The organism is Azospirillum agricola, assembly GCF_017876095.1.
Classification (GTDB): Bacteria; Pseudomonadota; Alphaproteobacteria; order Azospirillales; family Azospirillaceae; genus Azospirillum; species Azospirillum agricola.
The window spans coordinates 72,296-91,949 of record NZ_JAGINM010000008.1 but is presented as its reverse complement, the minus strand read 5'-3'; the positions used below and the strand labels follow the sequence as shown (position 1 = coordinate 91,949).

Annotated in this window: 24 protein-coding genes; 17 read left to right on the top strand and 7 right to left on the bottom strand. The window is 71.9% G+C overall.

Going from position 1 to position 19,654, the window contains the following annotated elements; genetic code table 11:
- Positions 1–6: 6 nt before the first annotated feature.
- Positions 7–867: a pyrroline-5-carboxylate reductase gene (proC, locus tag J2847_RS13760; protein ID WP_209779510.1), complete on the bottom strand. Its 861-nt coding sequence runs from the start codon at positions 865–867 to the stop codon at positions 7–9.
- Positions 868–1,625: 758 nt separating this feature from the next.
- Between proC and J2847_RS13755 the strand changes: the two genes are divergently transcribed.
- Entirely contained in the window at positions 1,626–1,871 is a 246-nt protein-coding gene (locus J2847_RS13755) for a DUF1178 family protein (protein WP_209779509.1), read from the top strand.
- 1 nt (position 1,872) lies between these two features.
- On the opposite strand, the gene J2847_RS13750 is transcribed toward J2847_RS13755, so the two are convergent.
- Positions 1,873–2,787: a peptidoglycan-binding domain-containing protein gene (locus J2847_RS13750; protein WP_209779508.1), complete on the bottom strand. Its 915-nt coding sequence runs from the start codon at positions 2,785–2,787 to the stop codon at positions 1,873–1,875.
- Between the two features lie 220 nt (positions 2,788–3,007).
- Between J2847_RS13750 and J2847_RS13745 the strand changes: the two genes are divergently transcribed.
- Positions 3,008–3,265, top strand: coding sequence for a hypothetical protein (locus J2847_RS13745; RefSeq protein ID WP_209779507.1), 258 nt, complete (start codon positions 3,008–3,010; stop codon positions 3,263–3,265).
- Positions 3,266–3,271: 6 nt separating this feature from the next.
- Here the strand turns inward: J2847_RS13745 and J2847_RS13740 are convergent, their stop codons facing one another.
- Positions 3,272–3,694 carry a hypothetical protein gene (locus J2847_RS13740; RefSeq protein WP_209779506.1) on the bottom strand — a complete coding sequence of 141 codons (423 nt, stop codon included), beginning with the start codon at positions 3,692–3,694 and terminating at the stop codon, positions 3,272–3,274.
- 109 nt (positions 3,695–3,803) lie between these two features.
- On the bottom strand, positions 3,804–5,261 hold the full coding sequence (locus J2847_RS13735; RefSeq protein WP_209779505.1) for a GH1 family beta-glucosidase: 1,458 nt from the start codon (positions 5,259–5,261) through the stop codon (positions 3,804–3,806).
- Positions 5,262–5,481: 220 nt separating this feature from the next.
- Between J2847_RS13735 and J2847_RS13730 the strand changes: the two genes are divergently transcribed.
- The 10 genes from J2847_RS13730 to J2847_RS13690 all read left to right on the top strand — a co-directional run bounded on the left by J2847_RS13730 (position 5,482) and on the right by J2847_RS13690 (position 12,473).
- Positions 5,482–5,823 carry a hypothetical protein gene (locus tag J2847_RS13730; protein ID WP_209779504.1) on the top strand — a complete coding sequence of 114 codons (342 nt, stop codon included), beginning with the start codon at positions 5,482–5,484 and terminating at the stop codon, positions 5,821–5,823.
- 5 nt (positions 5,824–5,828) lie between these two features.
- Entirely contained in the window at positions 5,829–5,960 is a 132-nt protein-coding gene (locus J2847_RS34635) for a hypothetical protein (RefSeq protein ID WP_263300730.1), read from the top strand.
- Positions 5,961–5,975: 15 nt separating this feature from the next.
- Entirely contained in the window at positions 5,976–6,683 is a 708-nt protein-coding gene (locus tag J2847_RS13725; protein ID WP_209779503.1) for a hypothetical protein, read from the top strand.
- A 61-nt stretch (positions 6,684–6,744) separates the two neighbouring features.
- Positions 6,745–6,939: a twin transmembrane helix small protein gene (locus J2847_RS13720; protein ID WP_085552966.1), complete on the top strand. Its 195-nt coding sequence runs from the start codon at positions 6,745–6,747 to the stop codon at positions 6,937–6,939.
- A gap of 7 nt (positions 6,940–6,946) precedes the next feature.
- A complete protein-coding gene (locus tag J2847_RS13715) occupies positions 6,947–7,543 on the top strand; it encodes a cob(I)yrinic acid a,c-diamide adenosyltransferase (protein ID WP_209779502.1) in 597 nt (198 codons plus the stop codon).
- A gap of 138 nt (positions 7,544–7,681) precedes the next feature.
- Entirely contained in the window at positions 7,682–8,431 is a 750-nt protein-coding gene (locus J2847_RS13710) for an electron transfer flavoprotein subunit beta/FixA family protein (protein WP_209779501.1), read from the top strand.
- 17 nt (positions 8,432–8,448) lie between these two features.
- Complete coding sequence (locus tag J2847_RS13705) at positions 8,449–9,396, top strand: electron transfer flavoprotein subunit alpha/FixB family protein (protein WP_209779500.1); 948 nt, start codon at positions 8,449–8,451, stop codon at positions 9,394–9,396.
- Positions 9,397–9,456: 60 nt separating this feature from the next.
- The gene (locus J2847_RS13700) at positions 9,457–10,335 is read left to right on the top strand and encodes a 3-hydroxybutyryl-CoA dehydrogenase (RefSeq protein WP_209779499.1); all 879 of its coding nucleotides are present in this window, start codon (positions 9,457–9,459) and stop codon (positions 10,333–10,335) included.
- A 209-nt stretch (positions 10,336–10,544) separates the two neighbouring features.
- Positions 10,545–11,930, top strand: coding sequence for a tyrosinase family protein (locus J2847_RS13695; RefSeq protein WP_209779498.1), 1,386 nt, complete (start codon positions 10,545–10,547; stop codon positions 11,928–11,930).
- Between the two features lie 84 nt (positions 11,931–12,014).
- The gene (locus J2847_RS13690; RefSeq protein WP_209779497.1) at positions 12,015–12,473 is read left to right on the top strand and encodes a hypothetical protein; all 459 of its coding nucleotides are present in this window, start codon (positions 12,015–12,017) and stop codon (positions 12,471–12,473) included.
- Positions 12,474–12,510: 37 nt separating this feature from the next.
- Here J2847_RS13690 and J2847_RS13685 read toward each other — a convergent pair whose 3' ends face one another.
- Positions 12,511–12,888, bottom strand: coding sequence for a hypothetical protein (locus tag J2847_RS13685; RefSeq protein ID WP_209779496.1), 378 nt, complete (start codon positions 12,886–12,888; stop codon positions 12,511–12,513).
- A gap of 203 nt (positions 12,889–13,091) precedes the next feature.
- Here J2847_RS13685 and J2847_RS13680 point away from each other — a divergent pair, with 203 nt between their 5' ends.
- From J2847_RS13680 to J2847_RS13670, 3 genes are read left to right on the top strand one after another with little or no spacing between them, the layout of a single operon-like run.
- On the top strand, positions 13,092–13,421 hold the full coding sequence (locus J2847_RS13680) for a PepSY domain-containing protein (protein ID WP_209779495.1): 330 nt from the start codon (positions 13,092–13,094) through the stop codon (positions 13,419–13,421).
- 5 nt (positions 13,422–13,426) lie between these two features.
- Complete coding sequence (locus tag J2847_RS13675; RefSeq protein ID WP_085552975.1) at positions 13,427–14,086, top strand: response regulator; 660 nt, start codon at positions 13,427–13,429, stop codon at positions 14,084–14,086.
- On the top strand, positions 14,083–15,504 hold the full coding sequence (locus J2847_RS13670; RefSeq protein WP_209779494.1) for a sensor histidine kinase: 1,422 nt from the start codon (positions 14,083–14,085) through the stop codon (positions 15,502–15,504). The genes J2847_RS13675 and J2847_RS13670 overlap by 4 nt, the downstream gene beginning before the upstream one ends.
- Positions 15,505–15,525: 21 nt before the next feature.
- On the opposite strand, the gene J2847_RS13665 is transcribed toward J2847_RS13670, so the two are convergent.
- A complete protein-coding gene (locus J2847_RS13665) occupies positions 15,526–16,146 on the bottom strand; it encodes a response regulator transcription factor (protein ID WP_209779493.1) in 621 nt (206 codons plus the stop codon).
- Positions 16,136–17,905 carry an MASE1 domain-containing protein gene (locus J2847_RS13660; protein ID WP_233474507.1) on the bottom strand — a complete coding sequence of 590 codons (1,770 nt, stop codon included), beginning with the start codon at positions 17,903–17,905 and terminating at the stop codon, positions 16,136–16,138. Before J2847_RS13660 ends, J2847_RS13665 begins: the two co-directional genes overlap by 11 nt.
- Positions 17,906–18,131: 226 nt before the next feature.
- On the opposite strand from J2847_RS13660, the gene J2847_RS13655 reads away from it, so the two are divergent.
- Entirely contained in the window at positions 18,132–18,968 is an 837-nt protein-coding gene (locus J2847_RS13655) for a universal stress protein (RefSeq protein ID WP_209779492.1), read from the top strand.
- 136 nt (positions 18,969–19,104) lie between these two features.
- Positions 19,105–19,593 carry a PTS sugar transporter subunit IIA gene (locus tag J2847_RS13650; RefSeq protein WP_209779491.1) on the top strand — a complete coding sequence of 163 codons (489 nt, stop codon included), beginning with the start codon at positions 19,105–19,107 and terminating at the stop codon, positions 19,591–19,593.
- Positions 19,594–19,654: the final 61 nt, after the last annotated feature.

Sequence of the window (19,654 nt, the reverse complement as noted above, 5' to 3'; positions counted from 1 at the left end):
CGCCGCTCAGGCGCCGGTGGAGGGAGCGGCGACGGCCGGAGCGGCCGGGGCGGTGCCGCCCAGTTCGCGCGCCCGCGCCGCCGCCGCCCGCACGGTGTCCGACAGCAGCGCCTGCATCGTCCCGCCGGCCATCAGCACCGACAGGCCGGCCTGGGTGGTGCCGCCCGGCGAGGTCACGTTGCCGCGCAGGTCCGCCGCCGGCTGGCCGGTGGCGCCGAGCATGGCGCCGGCCCCCTCGACCGTGGCGCGCGCCAGGCGCTCGGCGATCCCCGGCGGCAGGCCGGCCTCGGTGCCGGCGCGGGTCAGGCATTCCACCATGTAGAAGACATAGGCCGGGCCGGAGCCGGAAACAGCGGTCGCCGCGTCGACCAGCGCCTCGTCCTCCAGCCATTCCAGCCCGCCGACGGCGGTCAGCAGCCGGTGGCTGCGCTCGATCGCGGCGCCGGGGGTGCCGGGAGGGGCGACGGCCACCGTCGCGCCGCGCCCGACCGCCGCCGGCAGGTTGGGCATGGCGCGGACGTGCGAACCGGCTGTCGGGAACAGCGCCCGCAGATCGGCCAACGTCTTGCCGGCCATGATCGAGACGACGAGGGTGTCCGCCGACAGCCACGGCTGGACGGCGGGCGCCGCCTGGGCGACGAGCTGCGGCTTGACCGCCACCACCAGGATGTCGGCGGCGCCCGTCTCCGCCGGGTTCAGGCGGACGCCGGCGTCCCCGGCCAGGGCCAGCAGGTCGGGCGCCGGGTTGGGATCGAGGACGGTGATCGAGCGGCCCGCCACCCCCTGCGCCAGCCAGCCGCGCAGCAGGGCGGCGCCCATGCGGCCGGCGCCGAGGAGAAGGATCGCGTCGTCGCGGGAGGGTGTCATGGGCGCACCTGTGGGACGGAAGGACGGGATGACGGAAACAGCGATGCCGGCCGGCAGACGAGGCCATGCCGGACCATTGGCGCGTCAAGACGGCGCGCGTTCGCCGCGAACCATGTCTTGCGCACGCCAAGGACATTGCCCGTGTGGATCGTCACGACCGCCGCCGGTTGTTTGGTGATGAGCGCGCCGTTTCTTGGACCGGGTAGGAACGGTTCAACGACGCAACATTCGAAGACTAACCGATAGCGTCACCATATTTCCACAGCTAATTTTAAAGAAATTCAGAATATAATTCTGAGTTTTATGAATATATATGAATTTTTCACGGCCATTTTCCCATTTCACCAACGTATCGCCTTGATTGAACATGGGGACGGCCGCGACAGGGGCCGGGTGGTGGAAAGGGATGGGCGGCGGGATGGGCCCGGCGTGGCCGAACCAGCTCGGTCGCAGCTTCCGTCGGCGAATCGTCGCGTGCTCCCGCCGACCCGATCTCGCCGGCCGGCACGGGATGACCCCGATCCACCGCCGGAAGCTGCGGCTGCGGATCCTCTTCGCCAAGGATCGGGTGCCGGTCGCCGACGACCAGCACCGCAAGATCCCCGGCGCACCGGTCAGCCGCCGGGAGGGCGCGCCGGACGGCTTCGCCCGAGGCTCGGCCTCCCACGAATTGATGCAGATCCTGGCGGGCCGGGGACTCCGGCGGCTAGAAGGAGCGATCCGGGCGCCGCCCTCCGCCATCCGCCAAAGGAGCCGCAATGATCGTCTACGCCCTGAACTGCGCCTGCGGCCATTCGTTCAATGAATGGTTCGACAACATGGCCGATTACGACGCGAAGAGGCAGGCGGGCATCCCCTGCCCGTCCTGCGGCGGCACCCAGGTCGCCAAGGCGATCATGGCCCCGCGCGTGGCGAAGGCGCAGGCCGCCGCTCCGGCGCCGGCCTGCGCGCCGGGCGGCTGCGGCGGAAGCGGGATGTGCCCGATGATGGCCCAGATGGGCTGAGTCAGCGCCGCCGCGCCCCGGCGGTCAGGCGCGGGCCGGGGGTCAGCTCCTCGCGGCGGCGCGGAGAGCCGAAGCTCGGCTCGACGCGGGTGTCGCGCGGAGCGCCGTCGCCGGGCACGCCGGCCGGAACGGCGCCGCGCCCGCTGCGCCACCACGCGAAGCCGATGCCGCCCAGGGTCGCCGCGACCAGCCCCATCACGCCATAGCGCAGGCCGTTGGTCATCCAGCCAGGAGCGCCGCCGGCCGTCGACGCCTCGACCAGCGGGGCGGGATCGCCGGCCGGCGTGGCGGCGGTGACGGCGCCGCGCGGCGCCGCCTGGGGCGCCGGCCCGTCCGACCCGTGCGCCGCCGCGCGCGGCGGCGACGGCACGGCCGGGGCGGCCGCCGGGGAGGAATGCGCGGGCGCGGCGGGCGCCGACGGCGCGGAGGCCGTCCTGGCCGGCGCATGGCCGGCCGGGCTGCCCGAGGCGGACGCGGATGGCGCCGAGCCGAACTGCGCCATGCCGCCGACGGATTCGTTGCCGCTGTCGATGCGGGCGGTGGGGGCCGCGCGCGGCGCCACCTCGCGGTCGCGCGGGGTCTGACCGACCTGGCTCCTGGACAGGCTGCCCATGGTGGGAGAGGCCTTCTTCTCCCGCTCGCCCATGATCCTGGCGGTGGTGGCGGAATCGAGCTGCCCGGTCGCCGGCAGACCGACCGATTTCTGGTAGGCGCCGAGCGCCGCGCGGGTCTGCGCGGTCATCTGGCCGTTGGCGCGGCCGCCGATGTCGAAGCCCTTTTCCTTCAGGAAAATCTGCGCCCACTGGATGTCCGCCGCCGCCGGCTCGGCCCGCGCCGTCATCGGCATGGCCGCCAGCACCGACACCACAACCGCCACAGCCGCGCCGCACCGCGTCCGCCGCGCAATCCCAGACATGCCCTTCCCTCCGTCCGTGACGCCCTGCCACGAAAGATACGCCGCGACCGTGTTACCAGATTGCGGCGGCTTTCCGGTCGCGATTTTTGTGCGCCGGCCCTGTCCGTCGCGCAGCGTTGCCAAAAAAGCGCGCCCGAAAATGGATGGGCGGGGCGCGGCCGTGCTAGCCTGCGCTCCGGGAATCTCCGCTCCGGGGATGGCAACGAGGACCAGCATGGACATGACCCGATTCAGGACCGCCGGGGCGCTGGCCGGTCTTCTGCTGATGGCCGGCTGCGGCGGCGGCCCGTCCTACCGGGAATGGGAGGCCGGCAAGGAGGTGCCCGTCGTCGCCTACGACGAATGCACCGAGGAGGTGGACGCCACCATGCGCCTGCGCGGCTATCCCAACCGCCCGCTGCCGGAAACGCCACAGTTCCGCTACCGCAAGGAAATCTTCGGGCAATGCATGCGCCGGAAAGGGTACAGCGCCGAGTGACGCCGCTCAGCGCCCCGGCCCGGCGAAATGCAGGTAGACCAGCCCGCCCACCAGCGCGCCGATCAGGACCACCGCCAGATAGACGCGGAACGGCAGGGCCACCGCCTCCCTGCGCCGGGTTGGAGCGTCCGGTACCGGCCGGCGGGCCGGCCTGGGACGCGGCCGGGGCGGCGGCCTCGGCCCCGACTGCCGCGTCGGGTCGTGAAGCTCGATCAGGGTCCAGTTGAACTCCATGCCCTCGTAGCCGGAGTCGGCGTTGTAATCGAGCTGGATCAGCCGGAAATAGGCGCGCGGGTTCACCCCGACCATGACGTCGAAGCGCGCCTTGGCGTGGTCCAGGTCCTCCCCCACCTCCAGGGTCTTCCAACCCTTGCCGCGCGCCTTCTGGATGGCGAAGCGGGTCGGCTGCGGCGGGCGTTTCGCGGTCATCGGGGGCGCTTGCGGGAACGGGAAGGAGTGGCGCCACTCTAGCACGGGCGCCAGCTTGTGGCAGCCTCGCCGCATCCGTCCAGCGCGCCGCCGTCCGGGCGACGCCCCCTCAGGCCTGCGGAACCCCGTTCCTGCGGATGACCTTGGCGTACCAGTCATAGCTGGCCTTGGGCGTGCGGACCATCGTCTTGCGGTCGACCTGGACCATCCCGAAGCGGCGGCGGTAGCCCTCCGCCCATTCGAAATTGTCGAGCAGCGTCCACACCATCCAGCCCTTGACGTTGCAGCCCTCCTCGATGGCGTTGCGGGCGGCGAGCATGTGGCCGCGCAGATAGGCGATGCGGTCGTTGTCCTCCACCCGCCCCGACGGGCCGACGACGTCCTCGTAGTCGGCGCCGTTCTCGGCGATGTAGACGGGCGGGTTGCCGTAGCTCTCCTGCAACTCCACCAGGATCTCGGTCAGCCCGTCCGGCTCGACCGGCCATTCCATGGCGGTGCGCCGCGTCCCCTCCGGCGCCGAGCCGTAGCCGGTGCCGAACAGCCCCTGCGGATCGACCTGCTGGTGCATGCGGCTGTAGTAGTTGACGCCGAGGAAATCGACCGGCTGCTGGATGACCGCCAGATCGCCGGGTTTGGCGATGGCGGCGAAGTCGGCCTGGAGCTGCTCCGGGAAGCGCCCCTTGAACAGCGGGTCGAGGCAGGAGCGGTTCCACACCGCGTCCCACATCAGCGAGGCCGGGTAGTTCGAATCGAGCCCGCCGACCGGCCAGGACGGTTGAAGCGACAGCACGGTGCCGAGCTGCCAGCCCTTCCCGGCGGCGGCCGGGCGCAGCGCCGCCAGCGCCCGGCCCTGCGCCAGATTCTGGTGGTGGATCGCCGTCAGGCAGTTGACCCGCCCGGTCAGGCCCGGCGCGTGGCCGCCGGTGCCGTGGCCGAAGATGGCGACCACCGACGGCTCGTTCAGCATCACCCAGCGCTTGGCGCGGTCGCCGAGCCGCGCCGTCACCGCCAGCGCGTAGTCGGTGAACCAGGAGGCGATGTCGCGGTTCAGCCAGCCGCCCCTGTCCTGCAAGGCCTGCGGCAGATCCCAATGGTACAGGCAGGGCCAGGGCTCGATCCCGCGCTCCAGCAGCGAGTCGGTCAGCCGGTCGTAGAAGTCCAGCCCCCTGGCGTTGACCGTTCCCGTCCCCTGCGGCAGCACGCGCGGCCAGGCGATGGAGAAGCGGTAGGCCTTCATGCCGGCCCGCGCCATCAGCTCGACGTCCTCGCGGTAGCGGTTGTAATGGTCGCAGGCGACGTCGCCGGTGTCGCCGTTGGCGATGCGGCCGTAGGAATGGCTGAACGTGTCCCAGACGCTGGGGCCGCGCCCGTCCTCGGCGACGGCGCCCTCGATCTGGTAGGCGGAGGTCGAGACACCCCACAGGAAGCCTTCCGGGAAGGGCGCGATGGCCGCCGCGCCGGGAGCCGCCAGCGCCCCGGCGCCGCCGCCCGCCGTCAGGGCCGCGCCCAGCGTCCCCCCCAGAGTCGCTGTTGCCGCCGCCGCCTTCAGGAACGTCCGCCGCCGCATCGCCCGCCTCTCCGCCTTGCCTTCAAGCCCCCTTAGGTGGCCCGTCACCGGCCGCACTGTAAGACCACCCATGGCTTTCGCAACGAATGGATTGACCCCGCCCATGAAATAGGACTATATACTTATTCATCGACTGCCGAACCACGCCCGCCGGATTTCCATCCGGCGGGCTTTTTGTTTCGGATTCGTTACAATTTGTCCTCCGCGGAGTGCACCGACGATGCCGACCTTCCTTCCCCGTGACGAAGATTTACATCCTATTCCGGCGCTGCGCCTGAAACCCGGTGGCGCCCACGCCGTCCCGGTGGGCGACGGCAGCGCGCGCAACGCCGCCGCCTTCGCCGCCGACACCCGCGTGATCGCCGTCCACAGCGACGTGCCGGCCTATCTGCGCACCGGCGATTCGGCGGTCAGCGCCACGGCGGCGGACCATTTCCTGCCGGCCGGCACCTACCTCTACCTCTCGGTCGGCGACGGCCGGAAGATGGGGCGCCACAGCCACATCGCGGCGCTGGCCGCCGATTCCCTGCCGGGCACGCTGCGCGTGTCCGAGATGGAGTGACCGCCATGCTCGCCCGTCTCGGACGCGGGCTGGCCCCGCTGGCCGCCCGCCTGTGGCGCGTGACCGCCCTGACCACCGGGTCGGGCCTCCCGCTCACCACCGAATCCGGCGATCCGCTGATTCTCGGCCCTCTCTGACCCGGAGTGACGTCCATGCCCGCCGTCTCCATCAGCCAGCTTCCGGCCGGCGCCGCGCTCGCCGGCCCCGAGCAGCTTCCCGCCGTGCAGGACGGCGCCACCGTGCGCACGACGGTGGCGGATCTGCGCGCCGGTCTCGCCGAATCCGGCCACGGCCACGGCCCGGCCGACATTGCCGGCCTGCCGGCGGCCCTCGCCGCCACGCGCCGTCTCGGCCGCCGCAGCCTGTGGCTTCCGGCCGCAGCCCTGGCGGCGCCCTCCACCGGCGGCGCCGCGCCGGGAACGCTCGAAACCCCGGATCATGGCGTGGTCCTTCCCACGCTCGACTTCGACGCGGAGACCGGGGAGCGGGCGCAGGCCCTGGTCGCCCTGCCCAAGGCGTGGGACGGCGGCGCGCTGGCCGTCCAGCCGGTCTGGACGGCGGGGGGCGGAAGCGGCGACGTGCTGTGGTCGGTCGCCGGCGTGGCGCTCGGCGACGGCGAGGGACTCGACGCGGCGGCCGGCGCCCCGGTGACGGTCGCCGACACGCTGACCGCCGCCGACTCCCTCCACGCCGCCGGGGAAGGCGCCCCGCTGGTCCCGGCCGGCGCGGCGGTGCCGGGCGGGCTGCTCGTGCTGACCGTCGCCCGCGCGGCGGCCGACCCCGCCGACACGCTGGACGCCGACGCCCGGCTGCTCGGCCTGCGCCTGCTCTACACGGTGGACGCGGCCAGCGACGACTGACCGGGGGCGAACGGGCGCCGTCGCCATAGGCGGCGCCCACGGACCGCGCTATATTGGTGTCATGAGCGCACTTTTCCCCACACTCATGATCATGGCGATGCTGACGGTGGTCGGCTCGCTGTTCATCGGCCTCTTCTTCATGGCGCGCGGCGGCGGCGGCGACGCCCGGCGCTCCAACAAGGCGATGCGGCTGCGCGTGATCCTCCAGGGACTCGCCCTGCTGTTCTTCCTCGCCGCCCTTCTGACCCAGGCGTGACCCGGCCATGGTGAAGCTGACCCGGATCTACACGCGCGGCGGCGACGCCGGGGAAACCTCGCTCGGCGACGGATCCCGCGTGCCCAAGCACGACCGGCGCGTCGCCGCCTACGGCACGGTGGACGAGGCGAACGCCGCCGTCGGCCTCGCACGCCTTTACACCGGCACCGGCTCGATGGGGAACCGGCCGGAGATCGCCCCCGGAATCGACGCGATGCTCGGCCGCATCCAGAACGACCTGTTCGACCTGGGCGCCGATCTCTGCACGCCGGAGGAGCCGGACCCGAAACACCCGCCGCTGCGCGTTCTCCAGTCGCAGGTCGACCGGCTGGAGGCCGAGATCGACGCGATGAACGCCGATCTGGCCCCGCTGACCTCCTTCATCCTGCCGGGCGGCTCGCCCGCCGCCGCCCATCTGCATCTGGCGCGCACCGTCGCCCGCCGGGCCGAGCGGCTGATGACCGACCTGGCGGGGCACGAGCCGGTGAACCCGGCCGCGCTGAAATACATCAACCGCCTGTCCGATCATCTCTTCGTGCTCGGACGGGTCGTCAACGGCAACGGGGCGGGCGACGTGCTGTGGGTGCCCGGCGCCAACCGCTGACGGCGTTTTCGCATTTCTGCGTAAGGGCTGGGCGCCGTTGACAGTGGAAACGGCAAATCCTATGGTCCGTTCGCAACCACAGCAATTTTTCGCGGTGTTCGCCGTAACGGCACGCACCCCAGACAGTCAGGATGGGTTATGAAAGTTCTCGTCCCCGTTAAGCGAGTGGTCGACTACAACGTCAAGATCCGCGTGAAGGCGGACGGCAGCGGCGTCGAGACCGCCAACGTGAAGATGAGCATGAACCCCTTCGACGAGATCGCCGTCGAGGAAGCGGTTCGCCTCAAGGAAGCCGGCAAGGCGACCGAGATCGTCGCCGTGTCGGTCGGCCCGGCCCAGGCGCAGGAGACGCTGCGCACGGCGCTCGCCATGGGGGCCGACCGCGCCATCCTGGTGCAGACCGACGCCGAGACCCAGCCGCTGGCCGTCGCCAAGGTCCTCAAGGCGCTGGTCGAGAAGGAGGGGCCGCAGCTGGTCATCCTCGGCAAGCAGGCCATCGACGACGACTGCAACCAGACCGGCCAGATGCTCGCCGCGCTGCTCGGCTGGGGCCAGGGCACCTTCGCCTCGAAGCTCGTGCCCGGCGAGGGCTCGGTCGCCGTCACCCGCGAGATCGACGGCGGGCTGGAGACGGTGGACCTCACGCTTCCCGCCATCGTGACCGCCGACCTGCGGCTGAACGAGCCGCGCTACGCCTCGCTGCCCAACATCATGAAGGCGAAGAAGAAGCCGCTGGAGACCGTCACCCCGGACAGCCTGGGCGTCGATGTCGCCCCGCGCCTGACGACGCTGAAGGTGGTCGAGCCGGCCAAGCGCAAGGCCGGCGTCAAGGTGGCCGACGTGGCGACCCTGGTCGACAAGCTGAAGACCGAAGCGCGGGTGATCTGAGAGGGGATGATCTGACCATGGCCAACATTCTCGTCGTCGCCGAGCACGACAACGCGACGCTCAAGCCCGCCACGCTGAACGCCGTCACCGCCGCCGGCACGATCGGCGGCGACATCCACGTCCTGGTCGCCGGCAAGGGGGCCCAGGCCGCCGCCGAGGCCGCCTCCAAGGTCGCCGGCGTCGCCAAGGTCCTGCTGGCCGACGATTCGGCTTACGAGCACCAACTCCCCGAGGACGTCGCCCCGCTGGTGGTGTCCATCGCCAAGGGCGGTTACGGCCATGTGCTGGCCGGCGCCACCTCGGTCGGCAAGAACCTGCTGCCGCGCGTCGCGGCCCTGCTCGACGTCGCCGCCATCTCGGACATCACCGGGGTGGTCTCGGCCGACACCTTCGAGCGGCCGATCTACGCCGGCAACGCCATCGCCACCGTCCAGTCGAAGGACGCGGTGAAGGTCGTGACCGTGCGGACCACCGCCTTCGAGACCGCCGCCGCGACCGGCGGCTCGGCCCCGGTCGAGCCGGTGTCGGGCGCCGGGGCCGCCGGCCTGTCGCGCTTCGTCTCGGCCGAGCTGACCAAGTCGGAGCGTCCAGAGCTGACCGCCGCCCGCGTGGTGGTGTCGGGCGGGCGCGGCATGCAGTCGGGCGAGAACTTCCCGCTGCTGGAGGCGCTGGCCGACAAGCTGGGGGCCGCCGTCGGCGCCTCGCGCGCCGCCGTGGACGCCGGCTTCGTGCCCAACGATTACCAGGTCGGGCAAACCGGCAAGATCGTGGCGCCCGAGCTGTACATCGCCGTCGGCATTTCCGGTGCCATCCAGCACCTCGCCGGCATGAAGGACAGCAAGGTCATCGTCGCCATCAACAAGGACGAGGAAGCGCCCATCTTCCAGGTCGCCGATTACGGCCTCGTCGCCGACCTCTTCAAGGCGGTGCCGGAGCTGACGGCCGAACTGGACAAAGCGCGGTAAGACACCGGGCGGGTTCGCCCGCCCGGTTCCCGTCCCACTCCATCCCCGCGGAACTGCTTCATGTCCACGATCAAGACGATTGGTATCATCGGTGCCGGCCAGATGGGCAGCGGCATCGCCCAGGTCTGCGCGCAGGCGGGCTATGACGTCGTCATCTCCGACATCAGCGACGAGGTGATCGCCAAATCCCTCGCCGCCGTCGGCCGGAACCTGGACCGCCAGGTGCAGAAGGGCAAGCTGGCCGAGGCCGACAAGGCCGCGGCGCTCGCCCGCATCACGACGGGCACCGATCTGTCGGTCTTCACCGACGCCGATCTCGTGATCGAGGCCGCGACCGAGAATGAGGCGCTCAAGCGCGACATTCTGAAGAAGCTGGTCCCCCACCTGAAGCCCGAGGCGCTGATCGCGACGAACACCTCGTCGATCTCGATCACGCGCCTCGCGGCGGCGACGGACCGGCCGGCCAAGTTCATCGGCATGCATTTCATGAACCCGGTGCCGGTGATGCAGCTCGTCGAGCTGATCCGCGGCATCGCAACCGACGAACCGACCTTCACCGCCGTCAGGGAACTGACCCAGGCGATCGGCAAGACCGCGGCGGTGGCGGAGGATTTCCCCGCCTTCATCGTCAACCGCATCCTGCTGCCGATGATCAACGAAGCGGTCTACACCCTCTATGAGGGCGTCGGCGGCGTCGAGGCCATCGACACGGCGCTGAAGCTGGGCGCCAACCACCCGATGGGCCCGCTGGAGTTGGCGGACTTCATCGGCCTCGACACCTGCCTCGCCGTCATGCAGGTCCTCTACGAGGGGCTGGCCGACAGCAAGTACCGCCCCTGCCCGCTGCTGGTGAAGTATGTCGAGGCCGGCTGGATCGGCAAGAAGTTTGGCCGTGGCTTCTACGATTACTCGCAGACGCCGCCGGTCCCGACCCGCTGACCCCTCCGTCACGACCCGGATTTTTTCGGCCCGCCCGGCCTTGCCGGAGCGGGCCTTTTCCTGTCCGCCTTCTTTCGAGACAATGCGGGAATTGATTACAAAAATATCAACTTCCGAGTCATATCGATGCAATTTCGCTCGCCATATAAATTGTTATCTTGAGCAAAATATCCCGCATCGAGTGCAATCATTGTCCGGAGACGCATCCCATGGACCGTCGTCAGTTCATCGTCGGAACCCTGGCCGCCGGGACGGCCGCCAGCCTGCTCCCCACCGCCCTTCCCGCCGCTGTCTCCACTGGCGACAAGCCACGGGTGCGCCGCAGCGTGATGACGATGAAGGCCGACGACCCGTTCTTCGCGGACTACGCGAAGGCCGTCACGGCGATGCACGAGCTGGAGAAGACCTCCCCGAGCGATCCCCGCACCTGGCGCAACCAGGCGCTGGTCCACTTGCAGCATTGCCCGCACGGCGCCGAGGATTTCGTGCACTGGCACCGCTACTACCTGACCTATTTCGAGCAGATCTGTGCCCAGTTCAGCGGGAATCCCGACTTCACCCTGCCCTATTGGGACTGGTCCTACGGCACCGGCATCATTCCCGACCCCTTCTACGACGTGCCGGCGCTGAACGTCACCTACTGGAAGGACCGCTCGGACGCCCAGTCGGACAACTGGGGTCCCGACGAGGTGACGACGGTCGGCATCCGCATCCTGCCGCGCGGGTCGGGCGTCCAGGAAGGCCCCAAGGGCGGGGCGTTCACCGCCACGACGCTTGAGGGCATCCTCGCCAACACGGTCTTCGACAACTTCACCAAATCGCTGGAAGGGACGCCGCACAACACCGGCCATGTGGTCGTCGGCGGCACGCAGGGGCACATGGGCGACGGCATGTCGCCGCTCGACCCGATCTTCTGGCTGCATCACTGCATGGTCGACCGGATGTGGGCGGCCTGGCAGGCGCGCGGCAACGCCACGCCGCCGCTCGACAAGAACTACAGCAACCAGTTCGTCGACGGCCAGGGCAAGCCGGTCACCGGCATCACCTCCGCCGGCTCGCTGAACTACCCGGCGCTGGGCTACATCTACGACGGCATCACGCCGCCCGCCCAGTCCGTCCTGACGGCGTCGGCCAGGCGCCTGTCGGGCAGCGCCGCCTCGAAGCCGGTCGCCGCCTCCACCCAGCCGGTCGCCTTCAACGGGTCCGCCGTGACCACCATCGGGCTCGACACGCCGGCCGGCGCGCCCCGCTCGCTGGAGGCCGCGGCGCCGGGCGGCCGCCTGCTGGCGGACGTCGCGGTCGGCAGCGCGCCGACCCTGTCGCCGCTGCTGGTCAACGTCTTCGTCAACAAGCCCGACGCCACGGCCGAGACGCCCTACACCGACCCGCATTTCGTCGGCACCTTCAGCTTCTTCGGCGGCCACCGCAACCACGCCATGCCGCTGAACTTCGTGCTGGACCTGACCAAGGTGGCCGGGCAACTGACGGCGGAGGGCTCCGACCCCACGCTCCAGTTCGTTCCGGTCTATGTCCAGCCGGTGGCCGGGACGCCGCCGGCCTTCACCATCCGCAGCGTCCGCATCCTGCGCGGCTGACGCAGCGGCGCCGGGCCGGCGGAGACGGTTGCGCCGGCATCCGGGCGATCCCACCTCTTGCTGATGAACCGGAGGAGGGATCGCATGGCCGTGCCGAACATCATGATGGCGCTGGCGGTGGCGTTCGGCCTGTCGGCGGGCTCCGCCGGCCCGTCCCTCGCGGCCGGGCCGGTCGCCACCGTCACCGCCAAGGCCCCGGCGGATCTGCGCGTTCCCCTGCCGCCCGGCCGGGGAAGCGGCCCCCCCGTGCTGACCCTGACCCTGGCCCCGACACAGGTCGACCGCGACGAGGCCTTCGTCGTCGCGGTCTACCGGGCCGACGACGCGGCGGACGCCCAGCCGTTGGCGGTCTTCAGTTTCTTCCCGCCGCCACGGGTCGGCAGGACCGCCGATTTCGTGGCCCCGGCCCCGGCCGAGGCCGTCGCGGCGGCTGGCGCCGACGGCGCCCTGCGCCTGCGCATCGCCCTGCTGCCCGCCGCCAAGGACGGGCGCCTCGAGCGCAGCGCACTCGACGTGCTGTCCGCCCGGCTGGGCTGGGAGTGACGCCCCGCCCCGGGCGTCCGGGGTGAGGCGTCCACGATCAATCGTCGTCGTGATCGGCCTCGACGCGGCCGAAGGCGGTGCCGTCCTGGCGGATGATCTGGCGCGGCCGCAGGACGCCGTCGTCGAATTTTCCGACCACGGTGATTGGATCGCCGGCGTTCAGCCCCTCGGGCAGCGGCGCGCGGCTGGCGACGTCGATCTCGTCGCGCCCGTCGTTCAGCACGAAACGGTTGGCGGCAAGGCTGCCGATGGTCCCGCTGACGGTGCCGCCGCCGGCCTTCAGCACCTCGATGACCGGCTGCGGGCCGCCCGGCTGGCGTGCCCGCCGATCGTCGTCGGCGCGGGCCGCCGCCGACAGCGTCAGGGCGGCGAGGGCGGCGAGCAGGGCGGCGGTTTTCGGCGTGATGTGCGGCATGGTCGTGTGTCCCCGTGCTTTCTGTGGATGGAGGCTGTGGATGGAGGCTGTGGCGTCGCGCCGCCCCGATGACCCGCAGCCTGCCGCCTCCCACCTGAGCCGATGCTGAACGGGCCGTTCATCCGCCGTTCAGGAAGCCGGGGCTAGGCTGGCAGTCCGATCCCACCACGGCCTCACGCACGGCCCCCAAGCCGGAAGCCCCCATGCGCGCACCCCTTTCCCTCCTGTCCGGCCTGCTGCTCGCCGCCGCCCTTCTGGCCGGCGCGCCGGCGCGGGCCGGCGACGACCACGACCGCGCGCGCGAGGCGCTGCGCGACGGCCGCATCCTGCCGCTGGAACGCATCGCCGCCCTGGCGAAGCAGCGGTTCGGCGGCGACATCCTCGACGTCGAGCTTGAGGACGAGGACGATGGTTTCCGCTATGAACTGAAGCTGATCGCGGGCGACGGCCGCATCATGAAGCTGGAATACGACGCGGCGACCGGCGAGCTGCTGCGCGCCAAGGCGCGCGACCGCAAGCCGGAGCGGAGATAGGCCCGATGCGCATCCTGGTGGTGGAGGACAACGCCGAGCTGGCCCGGCAGCTGGCCCAGCGGCTGGAGGCGGAGGGCTACGCCGTCGACCGCGCGGCCGACGGCGAGGACGGCCAGTTCCTGGGGGAGACCGAGCCCTACGACGCCGCCATCCTCGACCTCGGCCTGCCGAAGGTCGACGGGCTGTCGGTGCTGCGGTCGTGGCGGCGCAACGCGGTGACGGTGCCGGTGCTGATCCTGACGGCGCGCGACGCCTGGCACGAGAAGGTGCAGGGCATCGACGCCGGGGCCGACGATTATCTCGCCAAGCCCTTCAACATGGAGGAGCTTCTGGCCCGCGTCCGCGCGCTGATCCGCCGCGCCAAGGGCCACGCGACGGCCGACATCGCCTGCGGCGGCGTCGTGCTCGACACCCGCTCCGGCCGGGTCACGGTCGACGGCGCGCCGGTCGAGCTGACCGCCTACGAATACCGTGTGCTCTCTTACCTGATGCACCGCAAGGGCCGCACGGTGTCGCGCAGCGAGCTGATCGAGCATGTCTACACCCAGGATTTCGACCGCGATTCCAACACGGTCGAGGTCTTCGTCGGGCGGCTGCGCCGCAAGATCGGCGCCGACATGATCAAGACCGTGCGCGGGCTCGGCTACCGGCTGGACGAACCGTGAGGCGGCCGGGAGGCTGGCCGGTAACGGGCTGGCTGGCGGCTGGCTGGCCGGATTCGCTGCGCTTCCGCCTGCTCGCCGGGGCGGCGGTGTGGATCGCCCTCGCCCTGGCCGCCGCCGGCATCGTCCTGTCCGGCCTGTTCCAGGACCATGTCGAACGCCGCTTCCGGGCCGAGATGACCAATCATCTGGAGCAGCTCGCCGCCGGGCTGGAGCTGGACCCGGCGGGGCGGCCGGTGCTCCGCGCGCCCCTGAGCGACCCGCGCTTCCGCCGTCCGCTGTCCGGCCTCTACTGGCAGGTCGGCGGGCCGGAGGGGACGATCCTGCGCTCCCGCTCGCTGTGGGATGGCGCGCTGGCCCTGCCGGCGGCGGGCGGACCGGGCGCGGCCGACGACGGCGGCATCCACCACCACGATATCGCCGGCCCCTCCGGCCAGCCGCTGGCGGTCGTCGAACGCTCCATCCTGCTGCCCGAGCGGCCCGATCCGATCCGCATCGCCGTCGCCGCCGACCGCGCCGAGATGGCGGCGGTGACCGACGCCTTCGACCGCACGCTGGCGCTGTCGCTCGGCGCGCTGGCGCTCGCCCTGATCGCGGCGGCGCTGGTCCAGGTGAAGGTCGGGCTGGAACCGCTGGCGCGGCTGCGCCGCGAGCTGACCGAGCTGCGGGCCGGACGGCGGAAGCGCTTCGCCGGGGCGATGCCGGCCGAGGTCACGCCCCTGGTCGAGGATCTGAACGCCCTGCTCGCCCACGCCGAGGAGGTCGTCGGGCGCGGGCGGTTGCAGGCCGGCAACCTCGCCCACGCATTGAAGACCAACCTTGCCGTGCTCGCCAACGAGGCCCGCGCGCTGGAGGATCAGCAGGCCCCGGCCGACGCCGCCAGCGCCCGGCGGATCGCCCAGGGCATTGCGGCGATGCGCCGCCACGTCGACCATCACATGGCCCGCGCGCGCGCCGCCGCCTCGCGCGGGGTGCCGGGCATCAGCACGCCGGTGGCCGACAGCGCGGCCGGGCTGGTCCGCGTCATGGGCAAGCTGCACGCCGCGGCGGGGCTGGCCCTGGAGCTGGATGTCGCCCCCGGCCATCTCTTCGCCGGGGAACGCGAGGATCTCGACGAGATGCTCGGCAATCTGGTGGACAACGCCTGCGCCTGGGCCGTCGGCCGCGTCGCCATCGCCTGCCGGGCCGAGACGGGGATGCTGGTCGTCACCATCGACGACGACGGCCCCGGCCTGCCGGAGGAGCGCCGCGAGGAGGTGCTGCTGCCCGGCATCCGGCTGGACGAGAGCGTTCCCGGCACCGGGCTCGGGCTGGCGGTGTCGCGCGACCTGGCGCGGCTCTACGGCGGCGACCTGCGGCTGACCGACTCCGCCCTGGGCGGCCTGCGCGCCGAGCTGCGGCTCCCCGCGGCGGGAGGCTGAGCGCCGCCCCGGAAATGGCGCTCAGCCGCGCCCCGGCTCCAGCCGCGTCAGCATGCGGACCAGTTCGGAGGCGTTGCGCGCGCCCATCTTCTCCAGCACGCGGCCCCGGTGGGTCTCCACCGTGCGGATACCGATGTCGAGCCGGCGGGCGATGGTCTTGTTGGGCAGCCCCTCGGCCACCAGCTCCATCACCTCGCGCTCGCGCGGGCTGAGCAGGGCCGTCCGCTCGCGGATCTCGGCGGCCTCGATGCCGGCCTGCCGGGCGTTGCGGTCGCGCTCGCAGGCCTCGTGGACCCGTTCGATCAGCAGATCCTCGTCGAACGGCTTCTGGAGGAAATCCACCGCGCCGGCCCGGAAGGCGCGGACGGCGGCCGGCACGTCGCCGTGCCCGGTCATGACGATCACCGGCAGGGTCAGGCCGCGCTGGACCATCTCCTGCTGCAAGGTCAGCCCGTCCATGCCGGGCATCCGGATGTCGAGCACCGCGCAGCCCGGCTGGCCGGGGTCGGCCACCGCCAGGAACTCGGCGGCCGAGGCGCAGGGGCGCACGGTCAGCCCGGCCAGCTCCAGATGCAGCGCCAGCGCGTCGCGGACGGCCTCGTCGTCGTCGACGATGAAGATGACGGGGGCCTCAGGCGTCATGGCGGCCGGCCTCGGCTCCGTGGACGGGAAGGGTGAAGCGGAACATCGTCTCTCCCTGGGGCAGACGCTCGGCGGTCATGGTGCCGCCGTGGCTCTCGACGATGCTGCGGGCGATCGACAGCCCCAGCCCCATGCCGGTCGCCTTGGTGGTGACGAAGGGGGCGAACAGGTTGCGCTCGACCACCCCGGCCAGCCCCGGCCCGCTGTCGCGCACGCCGAGCGCCACGAATCCGGGCTCGGCCGCCCGCGCGGCGAAGACGACGATGCGCCGGCGGCGGGGGGCGGCGCCCTGGGCGGACGCGGATGCGGACGCAGGGCCGGCCGACGCGGAGGCGGAATCGTCCATCGCCTCGGCGGCGTTGCGCACGAGGTTGAGGATCACCTGCTGCAACTGGATCGCGTCGCCGCTGACCGGCGGCAGGCCGGGCGCCACCTCGGGCTGGATCGACACGGCGTGCTGGCCGGCGAGCGGGGCGGCGAGCGTCAGGCAGTCGGCGATCAGCGCGCCGGGCGGCAGCGGCGCGCGGTCGCTGCGCCCCTTGCGCACGAAGTCGCGCAGGCTGCGGATCACCCGGTCGGACCGCTCGGCCTGGGCCACCGTCTTGTCGATGATCTCGCTGAGCCGGGGCGAGGCCTGCTCCAGCTTGGCGAGCTTGCGGGCGGCCCGCGCGTAGCTCATCGTCGCCGCCAGCGGCTGGTTCAGCTCGTGGGCCAGCGCCGCCGCCATCTCGCCGGCCTCGGTCAGGCGGGAGGCGCGGGCGAGGTCCGACTGCCGCTCGCGGATCGCCGCCTCGACCCGGCGGCGCTCGCTGACCACGGCGCCCAGCAGCAGAGCCGTCACCGCCAGAGTCAGCATGAGAAGCTGGAAATGGGTGGTGCGCGCCGTCTCCGCCCCGGTCGCCTGGATGGCGACGATCAGCCCGGCCTGGATGGCGGCCGAGGCGAAGGCCGCCCCCGCCAGCCCGTACCGCACGGCGACCGCCACCGCCGGCAGGAACAGCAGGTAGAAATGCTCGTACTGGGCCGGGGCCAGCGGGCCGAAATCCAGCCACAGGGTGACGGCGATGATCAGCCCGTAGCCCGCCAGCTCGGCGGCCACTCTCCAGGACGGTGTCCAGGAGGGCGGCCAGGAGGGCGGCCAGGAGGGCGGCCAGGAGGATCGCGGGAACGGCCACCAGGACGCGCTCCGGAACGGACGGGCCGCCGCGCCGCGCAGGACGACCAGCACCACCGGGGTCAGCACCGCGATGCCGATGACCTCGCCCACCCAATAGCGCAGCAGCACCCCGGCGAAGTCCGACCAGGGGAACAGGCCGGCCAGCGTGTGCAGCGCGATGTAGCCGATCCCCACCGCCAGCGGCGTCGCCGCGGCGCCGGCGAGCAGCAGCACGACGTCGCGCAGCCGCGACAGCCGGGGGTCGAGCCCGAGCCGCCGGCGCAACCCCCAGGCCGCCCCGCCGTAGCCGGCGGCGACGGCGGCGTTCGCCGCCATCGTCACCCAGACGGCGACCGGCAGGTCCCGCACCATCAGGTCGGCCGCCATCAGCCCGAGCCACGCCAGCGGAACGGCGCGGAGGCCGAAGACGATCAGCGTCCCCATCATCAGCCCGGCCGGCGGGTTCCAGGGGGTGACGTTGAGCGGCGAGATCTCGTGGATGAAGCTGACCCAGTCGAGCGCCAGATGGGCGCCCAGATAGGCCGCGACGAGGCTCCAGCGGCTGAGCGGAATCTTCGGCATCTCCTCCCGTTCCATCGGCATCGGCACCGGCTCCACCGCGAGCCCCACCCTGCCGGCACCGCGCTGGAAACACGGCCGGGGCGGGGGCGGATGCAGGGGGATGCTAGCCCAGCCGGCCGGCGCCCGCAGCAACCGGGCTTCGGCATCCGTGGTAATACGGACATTTTCGCCCCGCCAGTCCGTAAAAGCCGGCATAGACAGGGGCGCTCCCCTCTTCCGATCATGACGGGGAAAGGGGGGAACGGCCATGGCGAGCCTTCGACGAATCCTGCTGGCGACCGACCTCGAACCGAAATCGGATCGGGCGATGGAACGCGCGGTTCAGCTTGCCCGCCAGTCCGGCGCCGAGCTGACGACGCTCCACGTCGTCCACGGAACGGACGGCCCCTATGCCCATCTGCCCCTCCATCACGTCGAGATGGAGCTCCGCCGCCACCTGCTGGCGATTCCCGGCGCCGCCGGGCTGACGACCCAGGAAGTCGCGGTGCGGGGCGGGGCGGTCGATTCGCGGATCGCCGGCTATGCCGGGCTGTGGCAGCCCGATCTGGTGGTGGCCGGCGCCCACGCGCGCGACCAGCTCGCGGATCTGTTCCTGCCCGCCACCGTCGAGCGGATCGCCGTCGCCGACGAAACGCCGCTGCTGGTGGTGCGCGACAAGCCGCTCGGCCCCTACACCCGCGCGCTGGTTCCGGTCGATTTCTCCGAACGCTCGCGCGCCTCGATCGAGGCGGCGCGCCGGCTGCTGCCGGCCGGCGGCCTGCATCTGCTGCATCTTCTCGACCTGCCCCCGGTGACCTCCGCCGGGGCGAACCTCGCCGCCGAGTTCGCCGCCGACTTCGACCGGCTGCTGGGGGCGGACGCGCCCGGCGATCTGGCCGTCACCCGCGAGGTGCGAATCGGCGCCCTGGTCCCGGAGATCGTCCGCGCGGCGCGGCTGGGCCGCTACGATCTGGTGGCGATGGGGTCGGCGCGGCGCGACGGGCTGATCCGCGTGCTGCTGGGCAGCGTCGCCCAGGACGTGCTGGCGGAGCTTCCCTGCGACGCCCTGATAACGGGGGCGCTGAGCGGCGTCCGGCGGCGCTAGATGGGTCTTGCGGCAAGGCAGGGGGTTTCCTCCGCTTCAGGCGATTGCCCCGGCGTTCCGGGCAGCCCACTTGACGTTCCGGACGCGAACACCATCCAATGCAGAACGCAGACGGTTCGCCCACAAGGAGACGGGAATGAGCATTTCGGACCTTTTTTCGACGGCCGACGTCATTCTCGGCGCAAGCCCGGCCAACAAGGCCGGGCTGCTCGACCTGCTGGCGGACGAGGCGGCGAACCGGCTGGGGCTTCCCAAGCCGGACGTGCTGGCGGCGCTCCAGGCGCGCGAGAAGATCGGCTCCACCGCGCTCGGCCGCGGCGTGGCGCTTCCCCATGCGGAGCTGCGCGACGCCCAGGCTCCGGTCGTGCTGTTCGCCCGGCTCGGCCGCGGCGTCAACTTCGACGCGCGGGACGAGGAGCCGGTCGACCTGGCCTTCCTGGTTCTGTGGCCCACGGCGGCCCGCAAGGGGCTGCTGCCCGCCATGTCGGAAATCTGCCGGGCGCTGCGCGACCCGCAGACGCTGCGCCGGCTGCGCGCCGCGGAGACGTCCGAGGAGGTCGTGCAGCTCATCCAGCAGGCGACGGTTCCCGACCCCGACGAGGATGTGGTGCCGGAAGGCCCATGAGCCCCGACCCCGATCCCCCGGCCATGCCCCGCCGACACGCCTGAACGGGCGCCGCGCCGGT